We start from the raw sequence: 22,693 nt of genomic DNA, 5'->3' as shown, positions 1-22,693 counted from the left end.
TGGCGCCTCATGGCAGGCTGGTGGGGGATTGATCCGCCACAAGCGAATGGGGCCGGGCGTGCAGGGTTCGGAAAGGTCCGCCGTCACGATCGGCGTGTTCGACGGCGTGCACCGCGGGCACCAGCGGGTGGTCGAGCGTGCCGTGGCCGTCGCGCGGGAGCGTGGTCTTCGCTGCGTCGCGGTCGTCTTCGAGCCGCATCCCTCCGAGGTCGTCCGGCCGGGCTCCCACCCGGCCCGGCTGAGCACGCCGAGGCGCAGGTCGGAGCTGCTGACCGGGCTGGGCGTCGACGAGGTGTGCGTCAAGGAGTTCACGTTGGAGCTGTCCAGGATGAGCCCCGGCGAGTTCGCCCAGTCGATGCTCGCCGACCGGCTGCGGGCCGCCGTGGTCGTGGTGGGGGCGAACTTCACCTTCGGCCACCGCGCGGCGGGCGACACCGAGACCCTGGCCGCGCTCGGCGAGAAATATGACTTCACCGTCGAGGTGGTCCCGCTGCACGACGGGGTCTCCTCCACCGAGATCCGCGAGCGGCTGGTGGCCGGCGACGTCGAGGGCGCCACGGCGGACCTGGGCCGCCCGCACCGGGTGGAGGGCGTGGTCGTACGCGGCTACCAGCGCGGACGCCAGCTCGGCTTCCCCACCGCGAACGTCGAGACGCAGCCCCACACGGCCATCCCCGCCGACGGTGTCTACGCGGGCTGGCTGGAGTGCGTGCCCGTCGCCAACCTGCCCACCGTCTACGAGGGCGAGCGCTGGCCCGCCGCCATCTCCGTCGGCACCAACCCCACCTTCGAGGGCGTCCCGCGCACGGTCGAGGCGTACGCGCTGGACCGCGACGACCTGGAGCTGTACGGCGTGCACGTGGCGGTAGACTTCGGCGCGAGACTGCGGGGAAACACCCGGTTCGACTCGATCGAGGAGCTCATCGCGCAGATCCACGCCGATGTCGACCAGGCCCGGCGGCTGACCTCGGGCTGAGGATTGATGACGCGGAGCTTGACCGCGGTGGTAACCTTGCATGTCGGTCCAGTGACGGCGGCGCTGCGCGCTGCTCTGACGGCCTTCGCCGCGGCGACTGTAGGCACGCACGGTCGTTCGCATCAGTTATCCATTCGCGCGTGCCCGTAGCTCAAAGGAGAGCCGTGTCCCTCGACACCGCTGCCAAGAAGACCATCATCAGCGAGTACGCGACGGCCGACGGCGACACCGGGTCGCCCGAGGTGCAGATCGCGCTGCTCAGCAAGCGCATCAGCGAGCTGACCGAGCACCTGAAGACGCACAAGCACGACCACCACAGCCGTCGTGGCCTGCTCCTGCTCGTCGGACGCCGGCGCCGCCTGCTGAAGTACCTGCAGAAGGTCGACATCGCGCGTTACCGTGCGCTCATCGAGCGGCTCGGCCTGCGCCGATAGAGTGAGAGGGAGCGGCGTTCGCGTCGCTCCCTTCTCCGTTGTGAGACCGGCGCGTCGAGCGCCGGACAACTGAATAGTCAAGACACACTTAGAGCCCCCCGCGTCCGCACAAGCACCAAGCGACCCGCGACGCATGCGGGCCGGTCCTCGGTAGTGGCTTCCGGTAACAGTCGTATCTGACCGGGCGCTTCGATCGAAGACCGGCGCTGCACCTAACGAGGGTGCCGGTGAGAAAGAGGGCGCGGGAGACTGACTGACAAAGGAGGTCCCCCGTGGAGGGTGTCCACACCGCTGAAGCCGTCATAGACAACGGTTCATTCGGCACGCGCACGATACGGTTCGAGACCGGTCGTCTCGCGCGTCAGGCGGCCGGCTCCGCCGTCGCCTACCTCGACAACGAGACGATGGTCCTGTCCGCGACCACCGCCTCGAAGTCGCCCAAGGAAAACCTCGACTTCTTCCCGCTGACGGTGGACGTCGAGGAGCGCATGTACGCCGCGGGGCGCATCCCCGGCTCGTTCTTCCGCCGTGAGGGCCGTCCCTCCGAGGACGCCATCCTCACCTGCCGCCTGATCGACCGGCCGCTGCGCCCGTCGTTCGTCAAGGGCCTGCGCAACGAGATCCAGGTCGTCGCCACGATCATGGCGCTCAACCCCGACCACCTCTACGACGTGGTCGCCATCAACGCCGCCTCGCTGTCCACCCAGCTCGCCGGGCTGCCGTTCTCCGGCCCGATCGGCGGCGTCCGCGTCGCGCTGATCGACGGCCAGTGGGTCGCCTTCCCGACGCACCACGAGCTCGAGCGCGCGACGTTCGACATGGTCGTGGCCGGGCGAGTGCTCGCCGACGGCGACGTCGCGATCATGATGGTCGAGGCGGAGTCCACCAGGGACACGCTCAAGCTGGTCGCCGAGGGCGCCGTGGCGCCCAACGAGGAGACGGTCGCGCAGGGCCTGGAGTCCGCCAAGCCGTTCATCAAGGTGCTGTGCGAGGCGCAGTCGCAGGTCGCGCGGGTCGCGGCGAAGGAGACGGCCGAATACGCCATCTTCCTCGACTACCAGGAGGACGTCTACGCGGCCGTGGAGAGCGCGGTCAAGACCGAGCTGGCCGCCGCGCTGACCATCCCCGGCAAGCAGGAGCGCGAGACCCAGCTCGACAAGGTCAAGGCGCTGTCCGCCGAGAAGCTGCTCCCCGAGTTCGAGGGCCGGGAGAAGGAGATCTCCGCCGCCTTCCGTTCGGTGATGAAGAAGCTCATGCGCGAGCGGGTCATCAAGGAGGGCCTGCGCATCGACGGCCGCGGCACCAAGGACATCCGCGCGCTGTCCGCCGAGGTCCACGTGGTCCCGCGGGTGCACGGCTCGGCGCTGTTCGAGCGTGGCGAGACCCAGATCCTGGGCATCACCACCCTCAACATGCTGCGCATGGAGCAGGTCATCGACACGCTCAACCCCGAGCGGACCAAGCGCTACATGCACAACTACAACTTCCCGCCCTACTCCACCGGTGAGACCGGCCGCGTGGGTTCGCCCAAGCGTCGCGAGATCGGTCACGGCGCGCTGGCCGAGCGGGCGCTGATCCCGGTCCTGCCGGCGCGTGAGGACTTCCCCTACGCCATCCGCCAGGTCTCCGAGGCGCTCAGCTCCAACGGCTCCACCTCGATGGGCTCGGTCTGCGCCTCCACGATGGCGCTGCTCGACGCCGGTGTGCCGCTGCGCGAGATGGTCGCAGGCATCGCGATGGGCCTGATCGGCGAGGGTGGCCAGTACGTCACGCTGACCGACATCCTCGGCGCCGAGGACGCCATGGGCGACATGGACTTCAAGGTCGCCGGCACCAAGGACGTCATCACCGCGCTCCAGCTCGACACCAAGCTCGACGGCATCCCCGCCTCCGTGCTGGCCGGCGCGCTGAAGCAGGCCAAGGGCGCCCGCCTGGCCATCCTCGACGTGATGCAGGAGGCGATCGACTCCCCGGCGGAGATGAACCCGACCGCGCCGCGCATCATCACCATCAAGGTCCCCGTGGACAAGATCGGCGAGGTCATCGGCCCGAAGGGCAAGATGATCAACCAGATCCAGGACGACACGGGCGCCGAGATCACCATCGAGGACGACGGCACGATCTACATCGGCGCCACCGACGGCCCGTCCGCCGAGGCCGCCCGCACGGTGATCAACGGCATCGCCAACCCGCACATGCCCGAGGTCGGCGAGCGTTACCTGGGCACGGTCGTGAAGATCGCCGCCTTCGGCGCGTTCATCTCGCTGATGCCCGGCAAGGACGGCCTGCTCCACGTCTCCCAGATTCGCAAGCTGCACGGCGGCAAGCGCATCGAGAACGTGGAAGACGTCATGAGCGTCGGCGAGAAGGTCCAGGTCGAGATCGCCGAGATCGACGGCCGGGGCAAGCTGTCCCTGGTCCCGGTCGAGGTCATCGAGAAGGAGGCCGCCGAGAAGGAGGCCAGGGGCGACGCGGACTCCTCCGCCGACTCCGACTCTGGCGAGGAGGCTTCGGCCGCCTCGGACGACAAGCCGCGCGACGACCGGCCGCGCCGTACCCGCACCCGCACCCGCGCGCCGCGCGCCGACGGATCCGATGGAGACGACCGCAACTCGTGAGAACCACCACGCTGCACCCCGGCCGTGACGGGGCCGGGGTCGTGACGCGCACCGTCCTTCCCGGTGGGCTGCGCGTGGTGACCGAGACCATGCCGACCGTGCGTAGTGTCGCGGTCGGCATGTGGGTCGGCATCGGCTCGCGTGACGAGGACCCCCAGCACATGGGGGCCACCCACTTCCTCGAACACCTGCTCTTCAAAGGCACCCCCACACGCGACACCATGGAGATCTCGGCGTCCATCGAGGGCATCGGCGGTGAGATCAACGCCTTCACCGCCAAGGAATACACCTGCTACTACGCGCGGGTGCTCGACGAGGACCTGCCGGTCGCGGTGGACGTGCTCGCCGACGTGGTGACCAGCTCGCTGATCACCCCCGACGACGTCGAGTCCGAGCGCGGGGTGATCCTCGAAGAGATCGCCATGCACGACGACGACCCATCCGACGTCGTGCACGAGCAGTTCGCGGCGGCGCTCTACGGCGACTCGCCGATCGGGCGGCCCATTCTCGGCACGGTCGAGTCGATCAACGAGCTCCCCCGCGACCGGATCGCCGAGTACTACCAGCACCACTACCAGCCGTGCCGCACGGTCGTCTCCGTCGCCGGCAACATCCGGCACGAGGAGGTCGTCGAGCTGGTCGCCCGCGCCTACGAGCGGGCGGGCGCGCTGGGTGGCCCGCTGGAGGCCGATCCGCCCCGCACGAGCGGGCCGGGCGCGGCGACGCGGTCGATGGTCAAGGTGCTCGACCGGCCCACCGAACAGGCCAACCTGGTGCTCGGTACGACCGGCATGTCCCGTACGGACGACCGGCGCTTCGCCCTCGGCGTGCTCAACGCCGCGCTCGGCGGCGGCATGTCGTCGCGGCTCTTCCAGGAGATCAGGGAGAAGCGCGGGCTGGCCTACTCCGCCTACAGCTACACCTCGGCCTACGCGGACACCGGCCAGTTCGGCATCTACGTGGGCTGTCTGCCGTCGAAGATCGACGACGTGCTCAAGATCTGCCGCGATGAGGTCGTCCGGGTCGTGGACGACGGCCTGGACGCCGACGAGATCATGCGCGGCAAGGGGCAGATGCGCGGCGGGCTGGTGCTCGGCCTGGAGGACACCGGTTCGCGCATGTCGCGGATCGGGAAGAACGAGCTGGTCTACGACGAGCTGCTGTCCGTGGACGAGGTGCTCGCCAGGATCGAGGCCGTCACCCCGGACCAGATCGCCGAGGTCGCGACCGACGTCCTCAACCGGCCGCTCACACTCGCCGTGATCGGCCCCTACGGCGACAAGGACTTCTCCGACGCCATCGCCTGATGACGCTCGCGGGACCTCCCCGGAGGTCCCGCGCACGTCGTCAGGTATAGGGTTGACCTGTGATTAGGGTAGGCGTGCTGGGCGCGCGCGGTCGCGTGGGCCTCGAGGTGTGCAAGGCGGTAGAGGCAGCTCCCGATCTGGAGCTGGTGGCCGCGCTCGACAAGGACGATGCCATCGAGGGGCTCCAGGGCGCCGAGGTGGTCGTCGACTTCACCCATCCCGACGTCGTCATGGGCAACCTTGAATGGGCGATCGCCCACGGTGTCCACCCGGTGGTCGGCACCACCGGCTTCGAAGCCGGGCGGCTCGAGACCGTGCGCGGATGGCTGGCGAAGTTCCCCGGGACCAACTGCCTGATCGCCCCCAACTTCGGCATCGCCGCCGTGCTCATGATGCACTTCGCCCAGCAGGCGGCCAAGCACTTCGAGTCCATCGAGATCGTCGAGCTGCACCACCCCAACAAGGCCGACGCGCCTTCCGGCACCGCCCGCCGCACCGCTGAGCTGGTCTCGGAGGCGCGCGCCAAGGCCGGGCTGGGCGCGATGCCCGACGCCACCTCCACCGAGCTCGGCGGGGCGCGCGGCGCCGACGTCGGCGGCGTCCACGTCCACGCCGTACGGCTGAGCGGGCTCATCGCGCACCAGGAGGTGCTGCTGGGCGGCGACGGCGAGATCCTCACGATCAGGCACGACACGATGAGCCGCGCGGCGTTCACCCCGGGCGTGCTGCTCGGCGTGCGCCGGGTCCGCGAGCTGCCCGGCCTGACTGTCGGCCTGGAGCCACTGCTCGACCTCTGAAGACACATCGTGCCCACAACCTGACGCGGGTCATGGGCACGACGTGAGGAGAGGATTCCGGCTCCGCACAGCCGGCCTGCTCACCACATTAATATCCAGAGGCGCGAACCGGGCCAAACATGAGACCGTGTCGGCATGACGCGATGGGCCGAGCCGGGCGAGCTGCCCGGGCTGGTCGCTGTGGAGCTGGCGGCGGACGGGCTGTTCGAGCAGGTGGGGATCGTTTTCCCACCGGGCACGACCATGATCGAAGAGGTCACGGACCCGGCCGTGGTGCTGGTCGAGGGGGATCCGCCGGCCGGGTTCGCGCTGATCGGCTGGGTCGACGGCAACCTGCACCTGGATCAGCTGGCCGTACACCCCTCGCGGATGCGGCAGGGGATCGGCGGGCGGCTCGTCGCGGCGGTGCGCGACCACGCGGCGGCCAGCGGCGCGCCCGCTGTGACACTGACGACCTACAGGGATGTGCCATGGAACGCGCCCTGGTACGAGCGGCACGGCTTCTCCGTGCTGCCCGACGCGGAGTGGGGGCCCGAGCTGCGGGCGCTGGTCGAGCACGAGCGTGAGCTGGGCATCGAGGTGGCGCCGCGCGTGGTCATGGCCTGTCCGCGCTGAGGGGCCTGTCCGCGCTGAGGGGTCTGGCTACGCGGTGGGGTCTGTCAACGCTGAGCGTCAGACGCCGAGTTCGTCCGCCAACCGCTTCAGGTAGGAGGCGAACTGCCGGCGGTCGTAGTCGTCCCACCCCACGGTGAGCTCGTCGAAGGCGTGGCGCTGCCATTGGCGCGAGCCCGCCAGGAGGTTCTCGCCGTGCGCGGTGAGCTGCAGCGACGCGCGCCGGCGATCGAGCTCGGACGAGGCGCGCACCAGGTAGCCCGCCTTGGTGGCGTCCTTGACGATGCGGCTGGCCCCTGAGTGGTCGAGGCCGAGCTGGTGGGCCACGGTGCCGACGGTGGCCTCCTCGGTGGCGTCCTTGCCCGTGTCGACGGCCTCCACGGCCAGGATGTGCTGCACGTGGCGGGTCTCCCCGGTCTGCTCCTCCGAGGCGCTGTTGATCCACCGGCGCGACCAGAAGCGCACCAGCCGAAAGAGTGCGGGACCGCCGTCGCCATCAGCAGAGGAAAGGCCGTGCGCGTTCATGCGCACACTCTACCCCGAGATGGATGCGATATGCATATATAGTATGTGCATATCGCATGTATCCGGCTGGGTTTAAGGAGAGTCGACATGTCCATCGTCCTCAACCATCTGATCGTCCCGGCGGCCGACAAGACCGCCGCCGCCACGTTCCTCGCCGACCTGCTCGGGCTGCCGGTCTCCGCGCCGTCCGGCCCGTTCGTGCCCGTCAGGGTCAATGACGACCTCGCACTCGACTTCGACGACCGGCACCAGGTCCAGCCGGGCCACTACGCGTTCCTGGTCGATGACGACACCTTCGACGGGGTGCTGGGCCGTCTTCGGGAGTCCGAGTCGATCTCGTACGGCTCCGGCCCGGGCCATGGCTGGGACCGGCAGATCAACCACCTCGGTGGCGGTCGTGGCGTCTACGTGCGCGATCCCAACGGCCACAGCTACGAGCTGTTCACGGCCGTCCCCTAGTGAGTAGGGTGGCGACCGTGACTGCCGGGTCGGCCAAGTGCCATGACGAGACGGGGCGCCCGGCCACGCCTTGATCACCGAGCGGGCCCGCGGCCCGCCACCTCTCGCGTTCCCCAGGCGGAGATCGCAGAGGAAAGGAGGTGATCGCATGTCCAATGCTTGGGAGGGTTTCACCTCGCGGCACGCCGTCGGTGACGTGCTCGACGGGAGCGTGGCCAGGGTCGTCCCGTTCGGCGCCTTCATCGAAGTCGCCGACGGTGTCCACGGGCTGCTCGTCGGATCGGACCGGCCAGAGGCCGGGTCGAGCGTCTCGGTACGGATCGCCGAGATCGACCACGACAACAGGCGGCTGAGATTCACCGCGGGCTGAGACTGATGGCGCGTGCGGGGGCCCTGTCCGGTCCCCGCACGTCCTACAGAGTGATCGCCAAACCGAGCGTGAACAGCAGGCCGTACGCCAGCTGCAGTTTGCCGGTCTGCTGCAGTACGCCGATCAGCGCCGGGCCGACGGCGCCGTGCAGGACCGTCTTGACCGGCGTGATCGCCAGCGGCGCGGCGAGCACCGCGGCGGCGGCCAGAGGCGCGATCGGAAGCATGGCCAGCGCGATGACGAACGGCACGATCAGGCAGGTGGCGTAGAGCGTGCGGGTGCGCGCCGCGCCCAGGACGACCGCCAGCGTCCGTTTGCCCGCCTGGCCGTCGGTGCCCACGTCGCGCAGGTTGTTCACGACGAGCATGGAGCACGACAGGAGCCCGATCGGGATCGACGCCACCAGCGCCGCCCAGGACAGGTGCTCGGTCTGGACGTACGCGGTGCCGACCACGGGGACGACACCGAAGAAGGTGAACACCGACACCTCGCCGAGCGCGCGATAGCCGTACGGAGCCCGGCCGCCGGTGTAGAACCAGGCGGCGGCGATCGCGGCGGCGCCCACGAGCAGGATCCACCACGCGCGGGTGGCCAGCACCAGGGTCAGCCCGAGCACCGCGGCCAGGGCGAAGCAGCCGAGCGCGGCCGCCAGCACCTGCCGCGGCGTGGCCGCACGTGAGCCGACCAGGCGCATTGGACCGACCCGCTGGTCATCGGTGCCGCGGATGCCGTCGCTGTAGTCATTGGCGTAGTTGACACCGATCTGCAGCGACAGGGCCACGAGCAGTGCGACGATCGCGCGCCACCAGACGAAGCCGTTCTCGCCGATCGCCACGCCGGTGCCGACCATGACGGGCACGATGGCGTTGGGCAGGGTGCGCGGACGTGCGCCGGCGATCCACTGGCCGGGGGTTGCCATAAAGACGAATCCTCTAGCTGATGTCGGTGGTGAGCCTGACCATGCGGATGGGACGGCCCATGTCGAGCACGCGCTCGGCCATGTCCTCGCCCCAGCCGGCCGACTCCAGGAAGCCCAGCACCGCGTAGTTGTCGGCGAACACCCACGTGACGATCTGCCGGAAGCCGTCCTCCCGCAGGTGGTCGACGGTGGCGTTGAGCAGGCGGCTGCCGTGGCCACGCCGGACGAAATCGGGGTCGACCAGCAGAGTCAGCATCTCGGCGGCGACGGTCGGGTCGAGGTCGGGGTCTTCGGCGGGCGCGTGCGAGGCCAGGCCCACCACTCGCTCACCGCCGCGCGGCGTGGCCAGGACGGCACTGCCGCCCAGGCCGAGAGCCGGGAAGCCCTCGGTGTCCAGGATGGTCTCCACCGCCACCAGCACCCGATGCATGGGGGTGGGCGGGGCGACGATCGCCTCGTCCCACTGGCGCAGCCACATCTTCTCCGCCGCGGCCCCCGTCATCTGCTCGAGCGGCCCCTCGGGAAGGAACTCCCGATAGCCGTAGCGCCAGGCGCGGATCTGAGTATTCGCCACCTGGAGCACATCCTCGCGCCGGGCCGCCCGGACGCCTACGTCTGCCATCTCGGCCCGCTCCTTCGCCTGCCGTCCATGCCACAAGGCACGAGTTACACCGTATCGGTGTTTGAGCCTTGGGGATGACGCGAACCCTGCTTCCTCGCCCGGTAAGCGCGTGTTTTGGTGCGGTTGCCGCAGACCCGCATAGAACACCATGAGCGTGATCGGTTCTTCGAGGAGTCGATGAACGCCCACTGGCACATGTCCTCGGCGCAGACCTTCAGCCGGTGCCACGACTGGTCGGTGACGGCAGCGGCGATCCTGGCCAGGCCGCCCCTGACACCGTCTTCGAGAGGGACCAGTTCCGGCGTGGCGCCGACGCGTACGAGCAGCGGCAAGGCCGGCAGTTCGGGCATCTCCGGAGCTTCGCGCCGTAGCGCGGCCCGCAGTTCGGGCGTCTTGGGAGATTCGCGTCTTGGCGCGGTCCGCAGTTCAGGGATCTTGGGCGTTTCGCGCCTTAGTGCGGCCCGCAGTTCGGGCGCCTCAGGAGGCTCGCGTCTTAGCGCGGCCCGAAGGGCTTCGCGCAGGGTGAGCGCGGTGGTGAGGTCGTCGTCGGTCGCGCGGTCGCGCGGGCCGATCAGGCCCCACTCCCGGAGCCAGACGGCCAGTTCGGCGGGTGAGGCCAGCTCGTCGGCGTCGGAATCGAGGTTGTAGGTGTTCACGAAGTCGCGTACGAGCTCGGCGGGCGCCAGCATGTCACCACTGTATGGCAGTGGCCGGTTGCGCCATGATGAGTTGCGTGATCGTTCGTACCTGGCGAGGCTGGACACGTAGGTCCGATGCCGCGGCCTATGAGGAATACCTCCTGCACACCGGATTCCCCGGTTACACCCAGACGCCGGGGAACCGCGGCGCCTACTTCACCCGGCGTGACTCGGGCGACAGGACCGAGTTCTTCCTGATCTCGCTGTGGGAGTCGTGGGAGGCGATCAGGGCGTTCGCCGGGGACGATCCGGGCGTGGCGGTCTTCTACCCCGAGGACGACGCGTTCCTGGTCGACAGGGAGCGGACCGTGGAGCACTACGAGGTGTTCGCCAGCGCCTGAGCCAGCCGCCGGACCCCCTCGGCCAGCTCGGCCAGGTTCGCGGCCGCGATGTGTGTGACGCGGAGGTGAGGCCCCGGTGGTTCCGACGGGTAGTGGATTCTGCCCGGGCTCACCAGTACGCCGTTGCGTTTCGCGGCCTCGACCAGGGCGTTCTCGTCGGTTTCCGGCGGCAGCCGGACCCACAGATGCATGCCGCCCTTCGGCAGCAGGTGCAGCTCGGCGGCGGGCAGCCGCGCGGCCAGCTCGGTGGCGAGCGCGTCGCGGCGGATCAGGATCTCGGTACGTACGTTCGCCAGGTGCCGGCGCCAGCCGGGGGAGCCGACGAACTCCAGCACGGTCTCCTGCAGCGGGCGCGCCACGAAGAACGACTCCACCAGCTGGCTGGCCCGCAGCCGGTGCGCGGCCGGACCACGCGCGACCACGGCCGCGACCCGCGTGCTCGGAGACAGGATCTTGGTGAGCGAGCAGATGTAGACGACCGTGCCGTGCGCGTCCATCGACACCATCGGCGGCGGCGTCCGGTCGCTGAGGTAGCGGGCGTAATCGTCCTCGATCACGAACGCGCCTGCCGCCCTGGCGACCTGGAGCACCTGTTCCCTGCGTTCGTGGGTGAGCGTCGCGCCGGTCGGGTTCTGCAGGGTGGGCTGGCAGCAGAACACCCGCGCGCCGGTGACGGCGAACGCCTCGGCCAGCAGGTCGGGCCGTACGCCGTCCCGGTCCATCGGCACGGCCGTCGCCCGCAGGCCCGCCGCCTTGGCCGCGGCCAGCGCGCCCGGATAGGTCGGTGTCTCGACCAGAACCGGCGTCCCCGGAGCGGCCAGCGCCCTGAAGGCGTGCGTGAGCGCGGCCTGGCCGCCACTGACGATCAGCGCGTCGGCCGCGGTCACGTCGCCCCCGGCCTGCGTCGCGAACCACCTGCGCAGCTCGGTCAGCCCGGTCAGCGGCGGCATCGCCCACGCTCCCGGCCTGCGCACCGCCCGCGACGCCGCGGCGGCCAGCTGCCTGTCCGGCCGGAGACCCGGGTTCAGGTAGCCGCCGGTGAGCGGGATGACGCCCTCGGGCGGTGGGGTCAGCAACGCGGTCACCGGGCTCTCGTCCACCACCCGATCGCCCAGCGCGACGGTCTGCCAGGAGAAGTCGGGCAGGTCGCTGGGCCCCGCAGGCGACTGGGCGATGAATGCTCCGATGCCGGGCTTGGTGACCACCCGGCCTTCGGCCGCCAGCTGCCCGATAGCCCGCGAGACCGTCACGGGGCTGACGTTGTGGCGGCGCATGAGCTCTCTGGAGGAGGGGAGGCGGTCACCCGGTCGCAGGCGGGTGAGCTCTTGGCGCAGGATCGCGGTGATTTGGGCGATACTGCTATCCTGTTCCATGACGGATAAGAATAGCGCTATCGTCCGCGACAGAGTAGCGGTCGCCTCTCGGGGAGACTCGGCGCGATTCCGCCAGGGAAGCCTTCTCGCGTTTCTCGGTGTTCTCGCCTTCTCCGGCTCCTTCCCCGCCACCGTCTACGCGATGCGCGGCTTCGATCCATGGCTGGTCGCCATCGGCCGGGCCGTGATCGCCGGTGTCATAGCCCTCATCTGCCTCAAAGCAGCCCGCCTCCCGCTGATCCCGCCCCGCCACCAGTGGCGCTCCTACGCCGCGATCTCCCTCGGCGTGGTCTTCGGGTTCCCCGTCTTCAGCGGCCTGGCTCTGGACCTCGGCGCCACCACCGCCCACTCCGCCGTCGTCATCGGCCTGCTCCCGGCCGCCACCGCCGTCTGCGCGGTCCTGCGCGCCGGCGAACGCCCGCGCCCTCTGTTCTGGCTGGCCTGTACGGCAGGCGCGATCGCCATCACCGCCTTCACCCTCACCCGTGGCCAGAGCACGGCCGCCTGGCCCGACGTCCTCCTGGTCGGCGCCCTCGTCTCGGCGGCCATCGGCTATACAGAAGGCGCCCGCCTCTCCCGCGAAACGCCGGGCTGGCAGGTCATCTCCCACACCCTCGTCCTCTCCCTCCCGCTCACCGCCCCCGTGACGGCCGTACTCGCCCTCACCACCCCCGTCCACCCGTCACCCCAAGCCCTCGCCGGCTTCGCGTACGTCGGCCTGATCTCGATGTTCCTCGGCTTCGTCCCCTGGTACGCCGGCCTCGCCAGGGGCGGCATCGCCAGAGCGGGTCAGACCCAGCTCGCCCAGCCGCTGCTCACGCTCGCCTGGGCGTGGTTCCTGATGGGGGAGAGGTACGGTTCGGCCACCGTGGCCGCCGCGCTGGCCGTACTCGTCTGCGTGGCCCTCACCCAGCGTGCCCGCACTTGAAAGCCGTGACGCCGCCCCGCAGGATGGGAAGCGGAGGTGTCACAGATGGCAGACCTCACGATTCCGGAGGGCGGCTTCTGGCCGGCCCCTGCGATCCCGCAGCCGAACATCTACCCGATGGAGTGGCGGGTCGAGACGGCCAAGCTGGCGGCGATCTACGAGAAATCCAAGCGGACGCTCTGGAACCCGGCCGACCTGCCCTGGGACGGGCTGAACCCGGACGACTTCACGCGTGAACAGCGCCTCGGGATCATGTACTGGTTCGCCGTGCTGGCCAACTTCGACGCCTCGGGGCCGGCGGTGTTCGCGCGGGCCACCATCCAGGCGTTCGAGAAGCACGAGGAGGATCCGGTCAGGAAGTGCTTCTTCTCGATCACCCGCGACGAGATGAACCACGAGGAGTGCTGCCAGCGGACCATCGCCAAGCTCTGGCCCGGCGGACCCCTCGACTGGACTCCGTCCGATGACCTGGAGAAGGCCGCGCACAACAACATCGGCTGGCTCTATCACAACGGCGGCCGCTACTGGACCGGCTACAGCGCGGCCGTGGGCAAGTACTCGCTGCCCGTGCTCTTCACCAGCTTCATGATGGGCGAGATGGCCGCCTCGACCCTGTTCAGGGGCATGGCCTCGGGCACCGAACACCCCGTCTTCGGGGAGATGTTCCAGCGCATCGGCCGCGACGAGTCCCGACATCTCCAGATTTGCATGACCATTCTGGAGAACGAGTGGCCCGGCCTCACGGACGAGACCCGCTCCCTCATCACCCGCCAACTCCGCGCCGGCTTCGTCTTCCTGTCCATGATCCTCTGGGAGCCGCCGGAGGGCTTCTGGGAGCTCCCGCCGTACTTCCTGGCCAACCACCGCGTCCTGATGGACCACGCCAGGCAGGCCGGGCTGGGCGTGCTGTCCTACGAGGAGCAGGCGGAGAACTGGCGGCTCGCCATGGCCCGCATCCGCGCCATCGTCGAACGCTGGGGCATCGCCTTCCCCGCCATCCCCGAACTCGACCTGGAGGGCGTCCAGGTCGAGTTCATCGACCCCGAGGAGATCATCCCGGTCTTCTGATGCCGGCCTTGCGCGACGTACGATCCCTTCCATGTGGGGACGCATCGACGGGCTCCGTGTGCTCGAACTCGGCATGCCAGGCAAGCAGCGCACCTGGCTGACCGACCTGGTCCTGTCCGGCGCCAAGAGGGCCACGGCGGGGCTGCTGGAACTCGACTACGTCGCCGAGGGGGAGCCGCTGGAACACGTCGGCGAGCGGCTCGTGCTCGTGGACGATGAGGGCTCGCGGGCGGCTCTGGTTGAGGTGATCGGGGTGGAGCAGGTGCCGTTCGGGGCGGTGAGCTGGGAGTTCGCGCAGGCGGAGGGGGAGGGGTTCCGGTCGATCGAGGACTGGCGTGAGGTTCATGGCCGGTACTGGGCCGGCCTGGGCCACGAGGTGACCGACTCGTCGACGGTCGTCTGCCTGACCTTCCGCCTTCTTACTCCTTAGGCCAGGACTCTTCCGGCGAGACGTAGCTCCCGCGCTGAGGGACCGTGTAGATCCAGCCTTGCTCGCGCAGCAATGCCATGGCTCGCCGTACGGTCTCGCGTGCCACATCATGCTGCTGCAGCAGAGCCGTCTCCCCGGGGATCGGCCGCCTCGGGAGTAGTTCTCCGGCCTTGATGCGCTGCGCAATCTCAGCAGCTATGTGCTGATATAGCGGGATTTTTCGTGATGCACGGGGTGCTTCATTGCGCACGCCGACGAATGTTCCCTCGCCCTGGACGGTGTGAATGAGTCCTTCGTCGCGAAGTACGCGGATCGCCCTGCGTGCGGTGGTGCGGGCCACGCCGAACTCGCGCTGAATTTCCGCCTCGCTTGCCACAGGGGCACCCGGGCGAGAGTGTGTCGACGATGCGCGAGCGGATGATCTCGCTGATCTGGCGATAGGGGTGGGTATCACCCTCGCGGTCGAGCATGTCGTCAATGTTATACGGGACCTAGACAAGGGGTGGCGAGTTATGAACCTTTGCTTGGCCACTCTTTCGGATCGGACACGAAAGTGCCTCGATAGGGAACGGTGAACACCCAGCCCTGCTCTCTGAGATGCCCCACGGCCTGGCGCGCCGTGACCTTGGCGACGCCGTACTGCTGCATCATGGCCTTCTCGCCGGGAATCGCCCTGTTGGGTGGTATCTCGCCCTGCTGGATGCGTTCGGCGATCTCTTCGGCGATCTTCTGATAAATCGGTGTGGCTCTGGGCGTGCGAGGAGTGCCAGGCGGCCCGACGAACGTGCCCTCGCCCTGAATCGTGTACGCCATGCCCTGCTCGCGGAGCTCGCGCGCCACCCGTCGGGCTGTCGTCCTTGCTATCGCGTAGTCCTTCTCGAGCTTGGCCTCGCTCGGCACGGGGTCGCCCGCTGAGAGCTCGCCACGCTCGATCTGATCGCAGATCAGGTCGGCGACTTGCTTGTAAAGGGGGACGGGCCCTTCGCGATCTAGCACCTTGGGATTATAGACGAAACCATACGTGTCCGCCTAAAATGGACACACCCAATGAGTGTGTTGATACGAGATCTAGACCAGTGAATACGCCTGAGCTATAGTGAGCTTCATGCCGTGGGAAGAGGGTGACCTCCATGGCCGTCATGTGGCGGCGGCGAGTAGCGCGTCGGCGTCGATCGAGTGGGATCTGGTGTGGCCCTGCAGCGAGCGGGTGCGTGTGCGGGATTACACCTGCGACTGTCAGCCGGTGTTTTACGAGCTGTGCCAGGCAGGCGGCCAGCGTTACATCCGCAGAACGACGAGAAAGGGCGGGCGAGTGGTGGTGGAGGAGAGCGTCCGAACGGCCGCCTCTAAGACGGACATTCTGTGGACCATGCTGCTGCACGGAGACGCTCGGTGATCGTCGTACGTCGTCATCGAAGCATCCTGGGGTGTCTTCTCGCCGTATTGCGCAGTCGTCGCGCGGTCCGTTTGACCGAACAGGTGTGGGCTCGTGCCGGTCAAGTCCCCCGGCAGAGGTCATCCCAAGAACTCCGTGCTCTGCCTGGGCCCAACTCGTTCTTGCAGGTCCCATTCCCGCGCCTGGGACCTGCGACCACCTTCTGGTGGGGTCTTTCACGGGAGCCGGTGCCGCCGGGGCGGGCGTGGCCGTGGGGAGCGTCAGGCCGCGTTGCCGAATGAAGTGCCGCAGATTCGGCGATCGCGGTCGAAGACCGGGTCGCGCTGGCCCCGCATCCCGCGTCTGATGCGGGGCCAGCGACGAGGCAACCACCCTCTACAGTCGAGTGGCTGCGATTTCAGAGAGTCTTCTAGTCCTACGGGTTCGCTGATCGCCGACGAGCGCAGTTCGCCGACGCTTCCGAGAACCCGCTTTGGTGGTGCTGAGCCGTCCTCTTCGCCTGCTACCGGGTGGACCTTGCCAGGAGTCCGACCGTCCACGGTGTTGCTGCGCCGTCGCGCGTAGTGGACGGACCCAGTTGCGGGCCGTACGTGGTCCCATGCCCTCCGGGAGGCACGGGACCACGCGTTTGCCAGCAATTGGCCGACTCACGTCTTAGCCGACCTGCTCGCAGAGGTAGCGTCTCACGCTCCGCTGAGGGAAGCCTTGCCTTCAGAGCTATCAACGGAAACATGCCTTTCGGTGGTCTTGCGGTGTATCAGCACCCTTGGTGGTGATCAAAAGGCCCTATACCGGTTCGGCGAAGCGCTGGAACGCACTGGACCAGGCAGGCCGACGGCCGTGATGCCGGTGAGAGACGCGCCGGAACAGCGGCCCGACGGTTGTGATGACGACGCGGGGGCTGGTGGTCGGTTCGGGGCCGGCGCCCGTCAGGGTGGGCGGAGACTGACCTGATCTCCGCACTACTTTTTGGCTCTCCTTGGCGTTCAGAAGGGCACCCGACGCCATGCCGCGTCCGTGACGATCAAATGGTCGAGGAATCGAAGTCCGACCGTCTCGGCGGCCTCGGCGAGACGCGCCGTGGCGACGACGTCCGCGTCACTCGGATCGAGGGAGCCGCTCGGATGGTTGTGCGCGACCCCGAACGCCGCCCCGCCAGCCGTCAGCACCGCCGTGATGATGTCCCGAACCGGCACGGTCGTGTGGTCAGAGCCGCCCTCGGTCAGCACCACCCGCCGCAACACCGCCCCCCGGACATCGCACGCCATCACGACCAGCCGCTCCCGGGAGTGGCCACGGAGCAGAGGGGCGACGACCGTCGCCAGATCGGACGTGCCGGTGATCCTGGTCGGCTCAGGCTCTGCCTGCGCCCGTCGTACGAGATGAAAAGCCGCAATCACCCGCGCCGCCTTGGCGGGCCCAACGCCATGTACCGCCAATAGCCGGTGTGGCTCAGACCGGGCCAGCCCATCGAGATCGCCACAGTGCTCGATCACCTGGGCCGCCAGATCCATCGCGCTCGCCCCCCGAAAGCCTGAACCGAGGAGCACGGCCAGCAGCTCCCGGTCAGCCAGCGCCGTGGCGCCGTTCGCCATCAGCCGCTCGCGTGGCCGCTCACGTCTTGGCAGGTCTTTGACTCGCATCCGCAACCTCCAGAACGGTTCTATCAACGAGCACCGACAACCGCGGCCTGGCCAGCGAGAACTGCCTTGAATGTCGATGGGAAAGGCTTTTGAGAGCTGCGGTCGGGTTGGCGAAGCTTGATGTTGCTTCCGTCACATCGAGGCCCGGATGGCGGCGCTCGGCTTCGACTCACCCGCCGATGGTCTGGACGGTTGTGGTCGGGACGCTGGTGGTCCGGACGGTCGCAGTCTGTGCGTACGTAATCTGGACAGTCCGTGTCTGTACGGTTGAGGTCCGGACGGTCACGGTCTGGAGGGGGCAGGTCCGGACGGTCACCGTCCGGAGGGGCGCAGATCCGGCCGCAGTTCCGGACGCCTGCAGTCTGGACACCCGCAGCGTGGGAGATGACGTCTCGCCGAGTGGTGTAATTCCACGGTCAGTCTCAAGATCCGAAACTCTCAAAGCGCAAGGTGGTCGTCCCTCGACGCCTCGCGAAGATCGTCAGAAGTCACACCACTCCAGAGGACGCCATCGCCTGGACGGAAACCTCTAAAGCGCGGCCCTGAGGCCACAGGCTTCCCGTAGCATGCGGATTCTTGAGCCGCAGGCTGGCTCGGTGGTCGCGTAACGCGCGAGTTCTTGAACCGCGGGTTGGGTTCGTGTCAACGTCTGAAGCCGCAGGGTAATTCGAGGTTCACGTGACGTGCGGACCCTGAAGCGGGCGGGGCGCAGAGATCCCACAACGCGAGGGCTACGACGCCCTGGGGCCAGTATGGAACCTCGTACCTCACGGCCCTGAAGCCGCAGGAATCGGGCCAGTGACAAGTCGTGGTGCTGCGGGGGACCGGCCGGCCGTCGTCGTGGCGAAATGTCAGCCCGATGGCCGTCTGGCTGAGCTCCAGGCCGAAGAGGCGGGTATCGGCCCGGAGCTCTCACATTCGCTCAAACAGGCATGCTGTACATGATCCGGAAGCGGTCGCCCGGGATCACGATGTCGCTGGTCTCCACTGGGCGGTCGCCTGCCCAATGAGTGCGTTCCACGTGCAGGACGTGGATGCCCGCAGGCAGATCGAGGGCGTCGCTCTCCGCGGGGCGGGGCACGCGGGTGTGTACGCTTTCGACGATCTCCGTGATCTTTATCCCGTGCGCGTACATTCTGGCGACCAAGCTGCGCCGTTCCTCCTCCGTGTGGGCGGCGAACTCCAGAGGCTCGTACGAGGTGGCGAGCTGGAGCGGCCTGCCATCACCGCGGAAGACATAGTGCGTCCTCGTCAGGGTGGTCGATTCGTCGAGCCGTAGCCGTCTGGCGATGTCGGGTCCGGCCTCAGCGGGTTCGCTGTGCCAGTCCCACGTCACGCGCCGGCCCTGGGACTGCAGGTCGGCGGCGAATGGGGCGGGATGATCGAGGAAGCGCCATCGGTGCAATGGGGAGAGGTCGGGGCGTTCTCTGACGTAATGACCCGATCCCACACGGCCGATGATGAGGCCTTCGCCTGCCAGCACGCGCAGGGCATGGCGGGCTGCGGTCTCGCCGACCTGATACTTGCGGGTCAGCTGCGCCCGTGAGGGAATGGGCGCGCCGGGGGGAAGGGTGCCGTCGGTGATCTGTCGCCGAATGTCTTCGACGACACGCAGGTAGACCGGATCTGAGGTGGCCACTAGTCCATCCCTGAGGGTTCGTGTGAGGCGTTGCCCCATGTTGCCGTATTCGGCAGGTAACCGACCGTCATCGAGGACACTTGGAGCCCCAACTTTGCGGCAGTGGAAAATTATCGGAGAAACCCTGTAACGCCGATGTAAGGGCAGCCGATTCTTCGGTAGAGGTCGTCGATGTGTGTACCCCCGAGCACATATCGGCGGCCTCTTCCCATGGGTGCCGCAGAGGTCGCTCGCGCGGGCGTTGCCCGGCGCCGTACCCGGTTCGGCGGATATGGGAGATGTGCGAGACGTCTGTGGACGTCATGACGTCTGTGCGCGGCGTGTCGGGCTGCGGCCGTACGGCATGCGCCTGGCGCGGCAGGAAGCCTGACTTGTGATCCCGGTGATCACCGCGACCGAATACCTGATGATCGAGTTCCGGGCCCGCGGTCCGCTCCACATGGACGTTCGGACACTTGGAACAGCGCGCAACAACGGGTCGAGGGCAGTTGGACATGCTCTGAGAGGCCGGGGAACGGCATGACAATAGGCGGCTCCAGGCAGGCAAAGCGGGGTGGCGGCGTCCACCGCTTTTGCGAATCCAGGTAGCGTTCGCACTATGGCTTCGCCAACTGGAACCACCGACGCGCCCTTCGGCCGTATGTTGACCGCCATGGTCACGCCGTTCACTCCTGACGGTGCGGTCGATTACGACGCCGTGCGGCGCCTGGCCACCTATCTGGTGGACGAGCAGCGCAACGACGGCTTGATCGTCAGCGGGACGACCGGAGAGTCGCCCACTACCTCCGATGACGAGAAGGAGCGCATTCTGCGCACCGTGCTCGATACGGTAGGTGATCGAGCGACGGTGGTGGCCGGGGCGGGCACCAACGACACGCATCACAGCATCTCGCTCGCCAAGGCCGCGGCCCGCGCGGGTGCTCACGGGCTGCTCGTGGTGACGCCGTATTACAACAAGCCTCCGCAAGAGGGCCTGTATCAGCACTTCGCTGCCGTGGCCGATGCAACCGGCCTTCCGGTGATGCTCTATGACATCCCTGGACGCAGCGGTGTGCCGATCAAGATCGAAACCTTGATCCGGCTCGCACAGCACGAGCGCATCGTGGCCGTTAAGGACGCCAAGGGCGATCTGTTCCTTGGCAGCCAGGTGATGGCGATGACCGATCTCGCCTTCTACTCGGGCGACGATCTGCTCAACCTGCCCTGGCTCTCGGTTGGGGCGGCTGGGTTCGTCAGCGTTGTCGGCCATGTGGTCGGCGCTGACCTGGCCCGCATGATCGACCTGTACAGGAACGGCGACGTCGTTCAGGCGCTCGCAGTGCACCGCCAACTGGCGCCCGTGGTCGAAGGGATCATGTTGAGCGCGGGCGGCGCGATCATGGCCAAGGCGGCACTGGGCATGGTAGGAGTGCCGGTCGGGCCAGTGCGGCTGCCATTGGTGGCCGCGACAGAGAAGCAGATCGCCGAGCTGCGTGCTTGCCTGGTGGCCGGCGGGGTGAAGTTGACAGACGCATAGGAACGGGGAGGAACCGGGAGTTTTGAGAACACGATTTGACCATGGGGGCCGGCTATGAGCCATCCACATCCTGAGCTGGGCCCCCCGCCGACGCTGCCGGAGGGCGGCCTGCGCATTGTCGCGCTGGGCGGGCTGGGTGAGATCGGCAGGAACATGGCCGTCTTCGAATACGAGGGCCGGTTGCTGATCGTCGACTGCGGGGTGCTTTTCCCCGAGCCGGACCAGCCAGGCGTCGACCTGATCCTGCCCGACTTCGAATACATCAGGGATCGGCTCGACGATGTCGAGGCGGTCGTCCTGACGCACGCGCACGAAGACCACATCGGCGCCGTGCCATACCTGCTTCGCGAGCGGCGTAACATCCCGCTCATCGGATCCAAGCTGACGCTGGCCTTCATCGAAGCCAAGCTCACCGAACACCGGATCCAGCCGACCAAGATCGAGGTGATCGAGGGCGAACGGCACAGGTTCGGGCCGTTCGACTGCGAGTTCCTGGCGGTCAACCACTCGATCCCGGACGCGCTGGCGGTGGCCATCAGGACACCTGCCGGCATCGTGCTGCACACCGGCGACTTCCGCATGGACCAGTTGCCCAGCGACGGCCGCCTCACCGACCTGGGCGGGTTCGCCCGTCTTGGTACCGAGGGCGTCGACCTGCTGATGTCCGACTCGACCAACGCAGAAGTGCCCGGGTTCGTCACCAGCGAACGGGAGATCGCGCCGGTCATCGACGAGGTGATCCGTACCTCGGAGCAGCGGGTCATCGTGGCCAGCTTCGCGTCGCACGTACACCGCATTCAGCAGGTCCTGGATGCGGCGTCCAAGCATGGCCGCAAGGTCGCCCTGGTCGGGCGGTCGATGCTGCGCAACATGGGCGTGGCCCGCGATCTCGGCTATCTCAAGGTGCCGCCGGACCTGATCGTCGACTCGCGCGACATCGAGGAATGGCCGCCGGAAGACGTGGTGCTCGTCTGCACGGGTTCGCAGGGCGAGCCGATGGCGGCGCTGTCGAGGATGGCCAACCGGGATCACCCGATCCGCATCGCCGAGGGTGACACCGTCCTGCTGGCTTCGTCGCTGGTGCCGGGCAACGAGACCGCCGTCAACAAGGTGATCAACGGGCTCACCCGTTGGGGGGCCCGAGTCGTACACAAGGGCAACGCCAAGGTGCATGTCTCCGGACATGCGGCCGCCGGCGAACTCCTCTACGTGTTGAACCTGACCCGTCCGTCGAACTTCATGCCCGTGCACGGCGAATGGCGGCACCTGCGCGCGCACGCCAAGCTCGCCGCGCTCACCGGCGTGCCCGACGATCACATCGTGATCGCGGAGGACGGCGTGGTGGTCGACCTGGTCGACGGCAGAGCGAAGATCGTCGGCGCGGTTCACGCCGGGTACGTCTACGTCGACGGCTCCTCCGTCGGTGAGATCACCGACACCTCGCTGAAGGACCGCAGGATCCTCGGCGACGAGGGCTTCATCTCCGTCGTCGTGGTGGTCGACTCCAGCACCGGCAAGCTCACCGGGGGGCCGGAGATCCACGCCCGTGGCTCCGGCATCGACCCGGCGCAGTTCGAGCAGTTCATTCCGCAGATCGAGAAGGCGCTCGAGGAGAAGGCCGCCGACGGAGTCGTCGACATGCAGGAGATCCGCCGGGTGGTTCGCCGCACGGTCGGACGCTGGGTGAGCGACAACTACCGCCGCCGTCCGATGATCATCCCCGTGGTGCTCGAGGTCTGACCTCCGTACGGGTACGGCAGGCACGCGCCTGCCGTACCTCTGGGAGCCGTCCCGGATACAGTTCCGACGTCGTCTTGTGGTCTGTTGGCCAGCAACGGCGTACTGACCGGCTGGTCGACCAGCCAGCGGCGAACGTCATGGCCGCAGGCCAGCCGATCAACGGACGTTCCGACTCGCCCTGAGCGATTGGTTGAGCACTGCCCGGAACAGTTGTTTGGACACGGTCGGTTGAGCACCGCCCGGAGGGTCGGTTGAACACTGCCCGGACGGTTGGTTGGGGAC

Annotated in this window: 24 protein-coding genes; 15 read left to right on the top strand and 9 right to left on the bottom strand. The window is 68.0% G+C overall.

Features of this window, described 5'->3' with window-relative positions:
* Positions 1 to 46 precede the first annotated feature (46 nt).
* From AB0F17_RS28395 to AB0F17_RS28370, 6 genes are all read left to right on the top strand, one after another.
* Positions 47 to 976 carry a bifunctional riboflavin kinase/FAD synthetase gene (locus AB0F17_RS28395; RefSeq protein ID WP_358029244.1) on the top strand — a complete coding sequence of 310 codons (930 nt, stop codon included), beginning with the start codon at positions 47 to 49 and terminating at the stop codon, positions 974 to 976.
* Between the two features lie 164 nt (positions 977 to 1,140).
* On the top strand, positions 1,141 to 1,410 hold the full coding sequence (gene rpsO / locus AB0F17_RS28390) for a 30S ribosomal protein S15 (RefSeq protein ID WP_358028630.1): 270 nt from the start codon (positions 1,141 to 1,143) through the stop codon (positions 1,408 to 1,410).
* A 272-nt stretch (positions 1,411 to 1,682) separates the two neighbouring features.
* Positions 1,683 to 4,028: a polyribonucleotide nucleotidyltransferase gene (locus AB0F17_RS28385; RefSeq protein WP_358028628.1), complete on the top strand. Its 2,346-nt coding sequence runs from the start codon at positions 1,683 to 1,685 to the stop codon at positions 4,026 to 4,028.
* Positions 4,025 to 5,335 (top strand): pitrilysin family protein, encoded by a 1,311-nt coding sequence (locus AB0F17_RS28380; protein ID WP_358028625.1) that lies wholly within the window; start codon positions 4,025 to 4,027, stop codon positions 5,333 to 5,335. The genes AB0F17_RS28385 and AB0F17_RS28380 overlap by 4 nt, the downstream gene beginning before the upstream one ends.
* 59 nt (positions 5,336 to 5,394) lie before the next feature.
* Positions 5,395 to 6,132: a 4-hydroxy-tetrahydrodipicolinate reductase gene (dapB, locus tag AB0F17_RS28375; RefSeq protein WP_358028623.1), complete on the top strand. Its 738-nt coding sequence runs from the start codon at positions 5,395 to 5,397 to the stop codon at positions 6,130 to 6,132.
* A 135-nt stretch (positions 6,133 to 6,267) separates the two neighbouring features.
* Positions 6,268 to 6,747, top strand: a complete 480-nt coding sequence (locus AB0F17_RS28370) for a GNAT family N-acetyltransferase (protein ID WP_358028621.1) — start codon at positions 6,268 to 6,270, stop codon at positions 6,745 to 6,747.
* A gap of 57 nt (positions 6,748 to 6,804) precedes the next feature.
* Here the strand turns inward: AB0F17_RS28370 and AB0F17_RS28365 are convergent, their stop codons facing one another.
* Positions 6,805 to 7,269, bottom strand: coding sequence for a MarR family winged helix-turn-helix transcriptional regulator (locus AB0F17_RS28365; RefSeq protein ID WP_358028618.1), 465 nt, complete (start codon positions 7,267 to 7,269; stop codon positions 6,805 to 6,807).
* Between the two features lie 87 nt (positions 7,270 to 7,356).
* On the opposite strand from AB0F17_RS28365, the gene AB0F17_RS28360 reads away from it, so the two are divergent.
* Entirely contained in the window at positions 7,357 to 7,728 is a 372-nt protein-coding gene (locus AB0F17_RS28360; protein WP_358028616.1) for a VOC family protein, read from the top strand.
* 148 nt (positions 7,729 to 7,876) lie between these two features.
* Positions 7,877 to 8,098, top strand: a complete 222-nt coding sequence (locus AB0F17_RS28355; protein ID WP_358028614.1) for a S1 RNA-binding domain-containing protein — start codon at positions 7,877 to 7,879, stop codon at positions 8,096 to 8,098.
* 43 nt (positions 8,099 to 8,141) lie between these two features.
* Here AB0F17_RS28355 and AB0F17_RS28350 read toward each other — a convergent pair whose 3' ends face one another.
* From AB0F17_RS28350 to AB0F17_RS28340, 3 genes are read right to left on the bottom strand one after another with little or no spacing between them, the layout of a single operon-like run.
* The gene (locus AB0F17_RS28350; protein ID WP_358028611.1) at positions 8,142 to 9,017 is read right to left on the bottom strand and encodes a 1,4-dihydroxy-2-naphthoate polyprenyltransferase; all 876 of its coding nucleotides are present in this window, start codon (positions 9,015 to 9,017) and stop codon (positions 8,142 to 8,144) included.
* Between the two features lie 13 nt (positions 9,018 to 9,030).
* Complete coding sequence (locus AB0F17_RS28345; RefSeq protein WP_358028608.1) at positions 9,031 to 9,639, bottom strand: GNAT family N-acetyltransferase; 609 nt, start codon at positions 9,637 to 9,639, stop codon at positions 9,031 to 9,033.
* Between the two features lie 44 nt (positions 9,640 to 9,683).
* Positions 9,684 to 10,328 carry a CGNR zinc finger domain-containing protein gene (locus tag AB0F17_RS28340; RefSeq protein WP_358028606.1) on the bottom strand — a complete coding sequence of 215 codons (645 nt, stop codon included), beginning with the start codon at positions 10,326 to 10,328 and terminating at the stop codon, positions 9,684 to 9,686.
* A gap of 44 nt (positions 10,329 to 10,372) precedes the next feature.
* On the opposite strand from AB0F17_RS28340, the gene AB0F17_RS28335 reads away from it, so the two are divergent.
* Complete coding sequence (locus tag AB0F17_RS28335; RefSeq protein ID WP_358028604.1) at positions 10,373 to 10,678, top strand: hypothetical protein; 306 nt, start codon at positions 10,373 to 10,375, stop codon at positions 10,676 to 10,678.
* Here AB0F17_RS28335 and AB0F17_RS28330 read toward each other — a convergent pair.
* On the bottom strand, positions 10,654 to 12,051 hold the full coding sequence (locus AB0F17_RS28330) for a PLP-dependent aminotransferase family protein (RefSeq protein ID WP_358028601.1): 1,398 nt from the start codon (positions 12,049 to 12,051) through the stop codon (positions 10,654 to 10,656). The genes AB0F17_RS28335 and AB0F17_RS28330 overlap by 25 nt on opposite strands.
* Between AB0F17_RS28330 and AB0F17_RS28325 the strand changes: the two genes are divergently transcribed.
* Genes AB0F17_RS28325 through AB0F17_RS28315 form a run of 3 tightly spaced genes read left to right on the top strand, consistent with a single transcriptional unit; the run spans position 12,050 to position 14,477 of the window.
* On the top strand, positions 12,050 to 12,979 hold the full coding sequence (locus AB0F17_RS28325; protein ID WP_358028599.1) for a DMT family transporter: 930 nt from the start codon (positions 12,050 to 12,052) through the stop codon (positions 12,977 to 12,979). The genes AB0F17_RS28330 and AB0F17_RS28325 overlap by 2 nt on opposite strands.
* Positions 12,980 to 13,024: 45 nt before the next feature.
* The gene (locus tag AB0F17_RS28320; protein WP_358028596.1) at positions 13,025 to 14,047 is read left to right on the top strand and encodes a hypothetical protein; all 1,023 of its coding nucleotides are present in this window, start codon (positions 13,025 to 13,027) and stop codon (positions 14,045 to 14,047) included.
* Positions 14,048 to 14,078: 31 nt separating this feature from the next.
* Complete coding sequence (locus AB0F17_RS28315) at positions 14,079 to 14,477, top strand: ASCH domain-containing protein (RefSeq protein ID WP_358028593.1); 399 nt, start codon at positions 14,079 to 14,081, stop codon at positions 14,475 to 14,477.
* Here AB0F17_RS28315 and AB0F17_RS28310 read toward each other — a convergent pair.
* The gene (locus AB0F17_RS28310) at positions 14,467 to 14,853 is read right to left on the bottom strand and encodes a GntR family transcriptional regulator (protein WP_358028591.1); all 387 of its coding nucleotides are present in this window, start codon (positions 14,851 to 14,853) and stop codon (positions 14,467 to 14,469) included. The two genes, AB0F17_RS28315 and AB0F17_RS28310, sit on opposite strands and share 11 nt — an antisense overlap.
* A 134-nt stretch (positions 14,854 to 14,987) precedes the next feature.
* A complete protein-coding gene (locus AB0F17_RS28305; protein WP_358028588.1) occupies positions 14,988 to 15,473 on the bottom strand; it encodes a GntR family transcriptional regulator in 486 nt (161 codons plus the stop codon).
* A 109-nt stretch (positions 15,474 to 15,582) separates the two neighbouring features.
* On the opposite strand from AB0F17_RS28305, the gene AB0F17_RS28300 reads away from it, so the two are divergent.
* Positions 15,583 to 15,873: a hypothetical protein gene (locus AB0F17_RS28300; protein WP_358028585.1), complete on the top strand. Its 291-nt coding sequence runs from the start codon at positions 15,583 to 15,585 to the stop codon at positions 15,871 to 15,873.
* Positions 15,874 to 16,859: 986 nt separating this feature from the next.
* Here the strand turns inward: AB0F17_RS28300 and radC are convergent.
* Both radC and AB0F17_RS28290 read right to left on the bottom strand, forming a co-directional pair.
* Positions 16,860 to 17,516 (bottom strand): DNA repair protein RadC, encoded by a 657-nt coding sequence (gene radC, locus AB0F17_RS28295; protein WP_358028582.1) that lies wholly within the window; start codon positions 17,514 to 17,516, stop codon positions 16,860 to 16,862.
* 922 nt (positions 17,517 to 18,438) lie between these two features.
* Positions 18,439 to 19,155: a GntR family transcriptional regulator gene (locus tag AB0F17_RS28290; protein WP_214642951.1), complete on the bottom strand. Its 717-nt coding sequence runs from the start codon at positions 19,153 to 19,155 to the stop codon at positions 18,439 to 18,441.
* 598 nt (positions 19,156 to 19,753) lie between these two features.
* Here AB0F17_RS28290 and dapA point away from each other — a divergent pair.
* The gene (gene dapA, locus AB0F17_RS28285; protein WP_358028579.1) at positions 19,754 to 20,671 is read left to right on the top strand and encodes a 4-hydroxy-tetrahydrodipicolinate synthase; all 918 of its coding nucleotides are present in this window, start codon (positions 19,754 to 19,756) and stop codon (positions 20,669 to 20,671) included.
* Between the two features lie 54 nt (positions 20,672 to 20,725).
* A complete protein-coding gene (locus AB0F17_RS28280; RefSeq protein WP_358028577.1) occupies positions 20,726 to 22,411 on the top strand; it encodes a ribonuclease J in 1,686 nt (561 codons plus the stop codon).
* The last annotated feature ends 282 nt before the right edge of the window (positions 22,412 to 22,693 follow it).

It is taken from the genome of Nonomuraea sp. NPDC026600, from assembly GCF_040638335.1.
Lineage (GTDB): Bacteria > Actinomycetota > Actinomycetes > Streptosporangiales > Streptosporangiaceae > Nonomuraea.
Note: the sequence above shows the minus strand (reverse complement) of the source record. Positions and strands in the feature narration are given on the sequence as shown.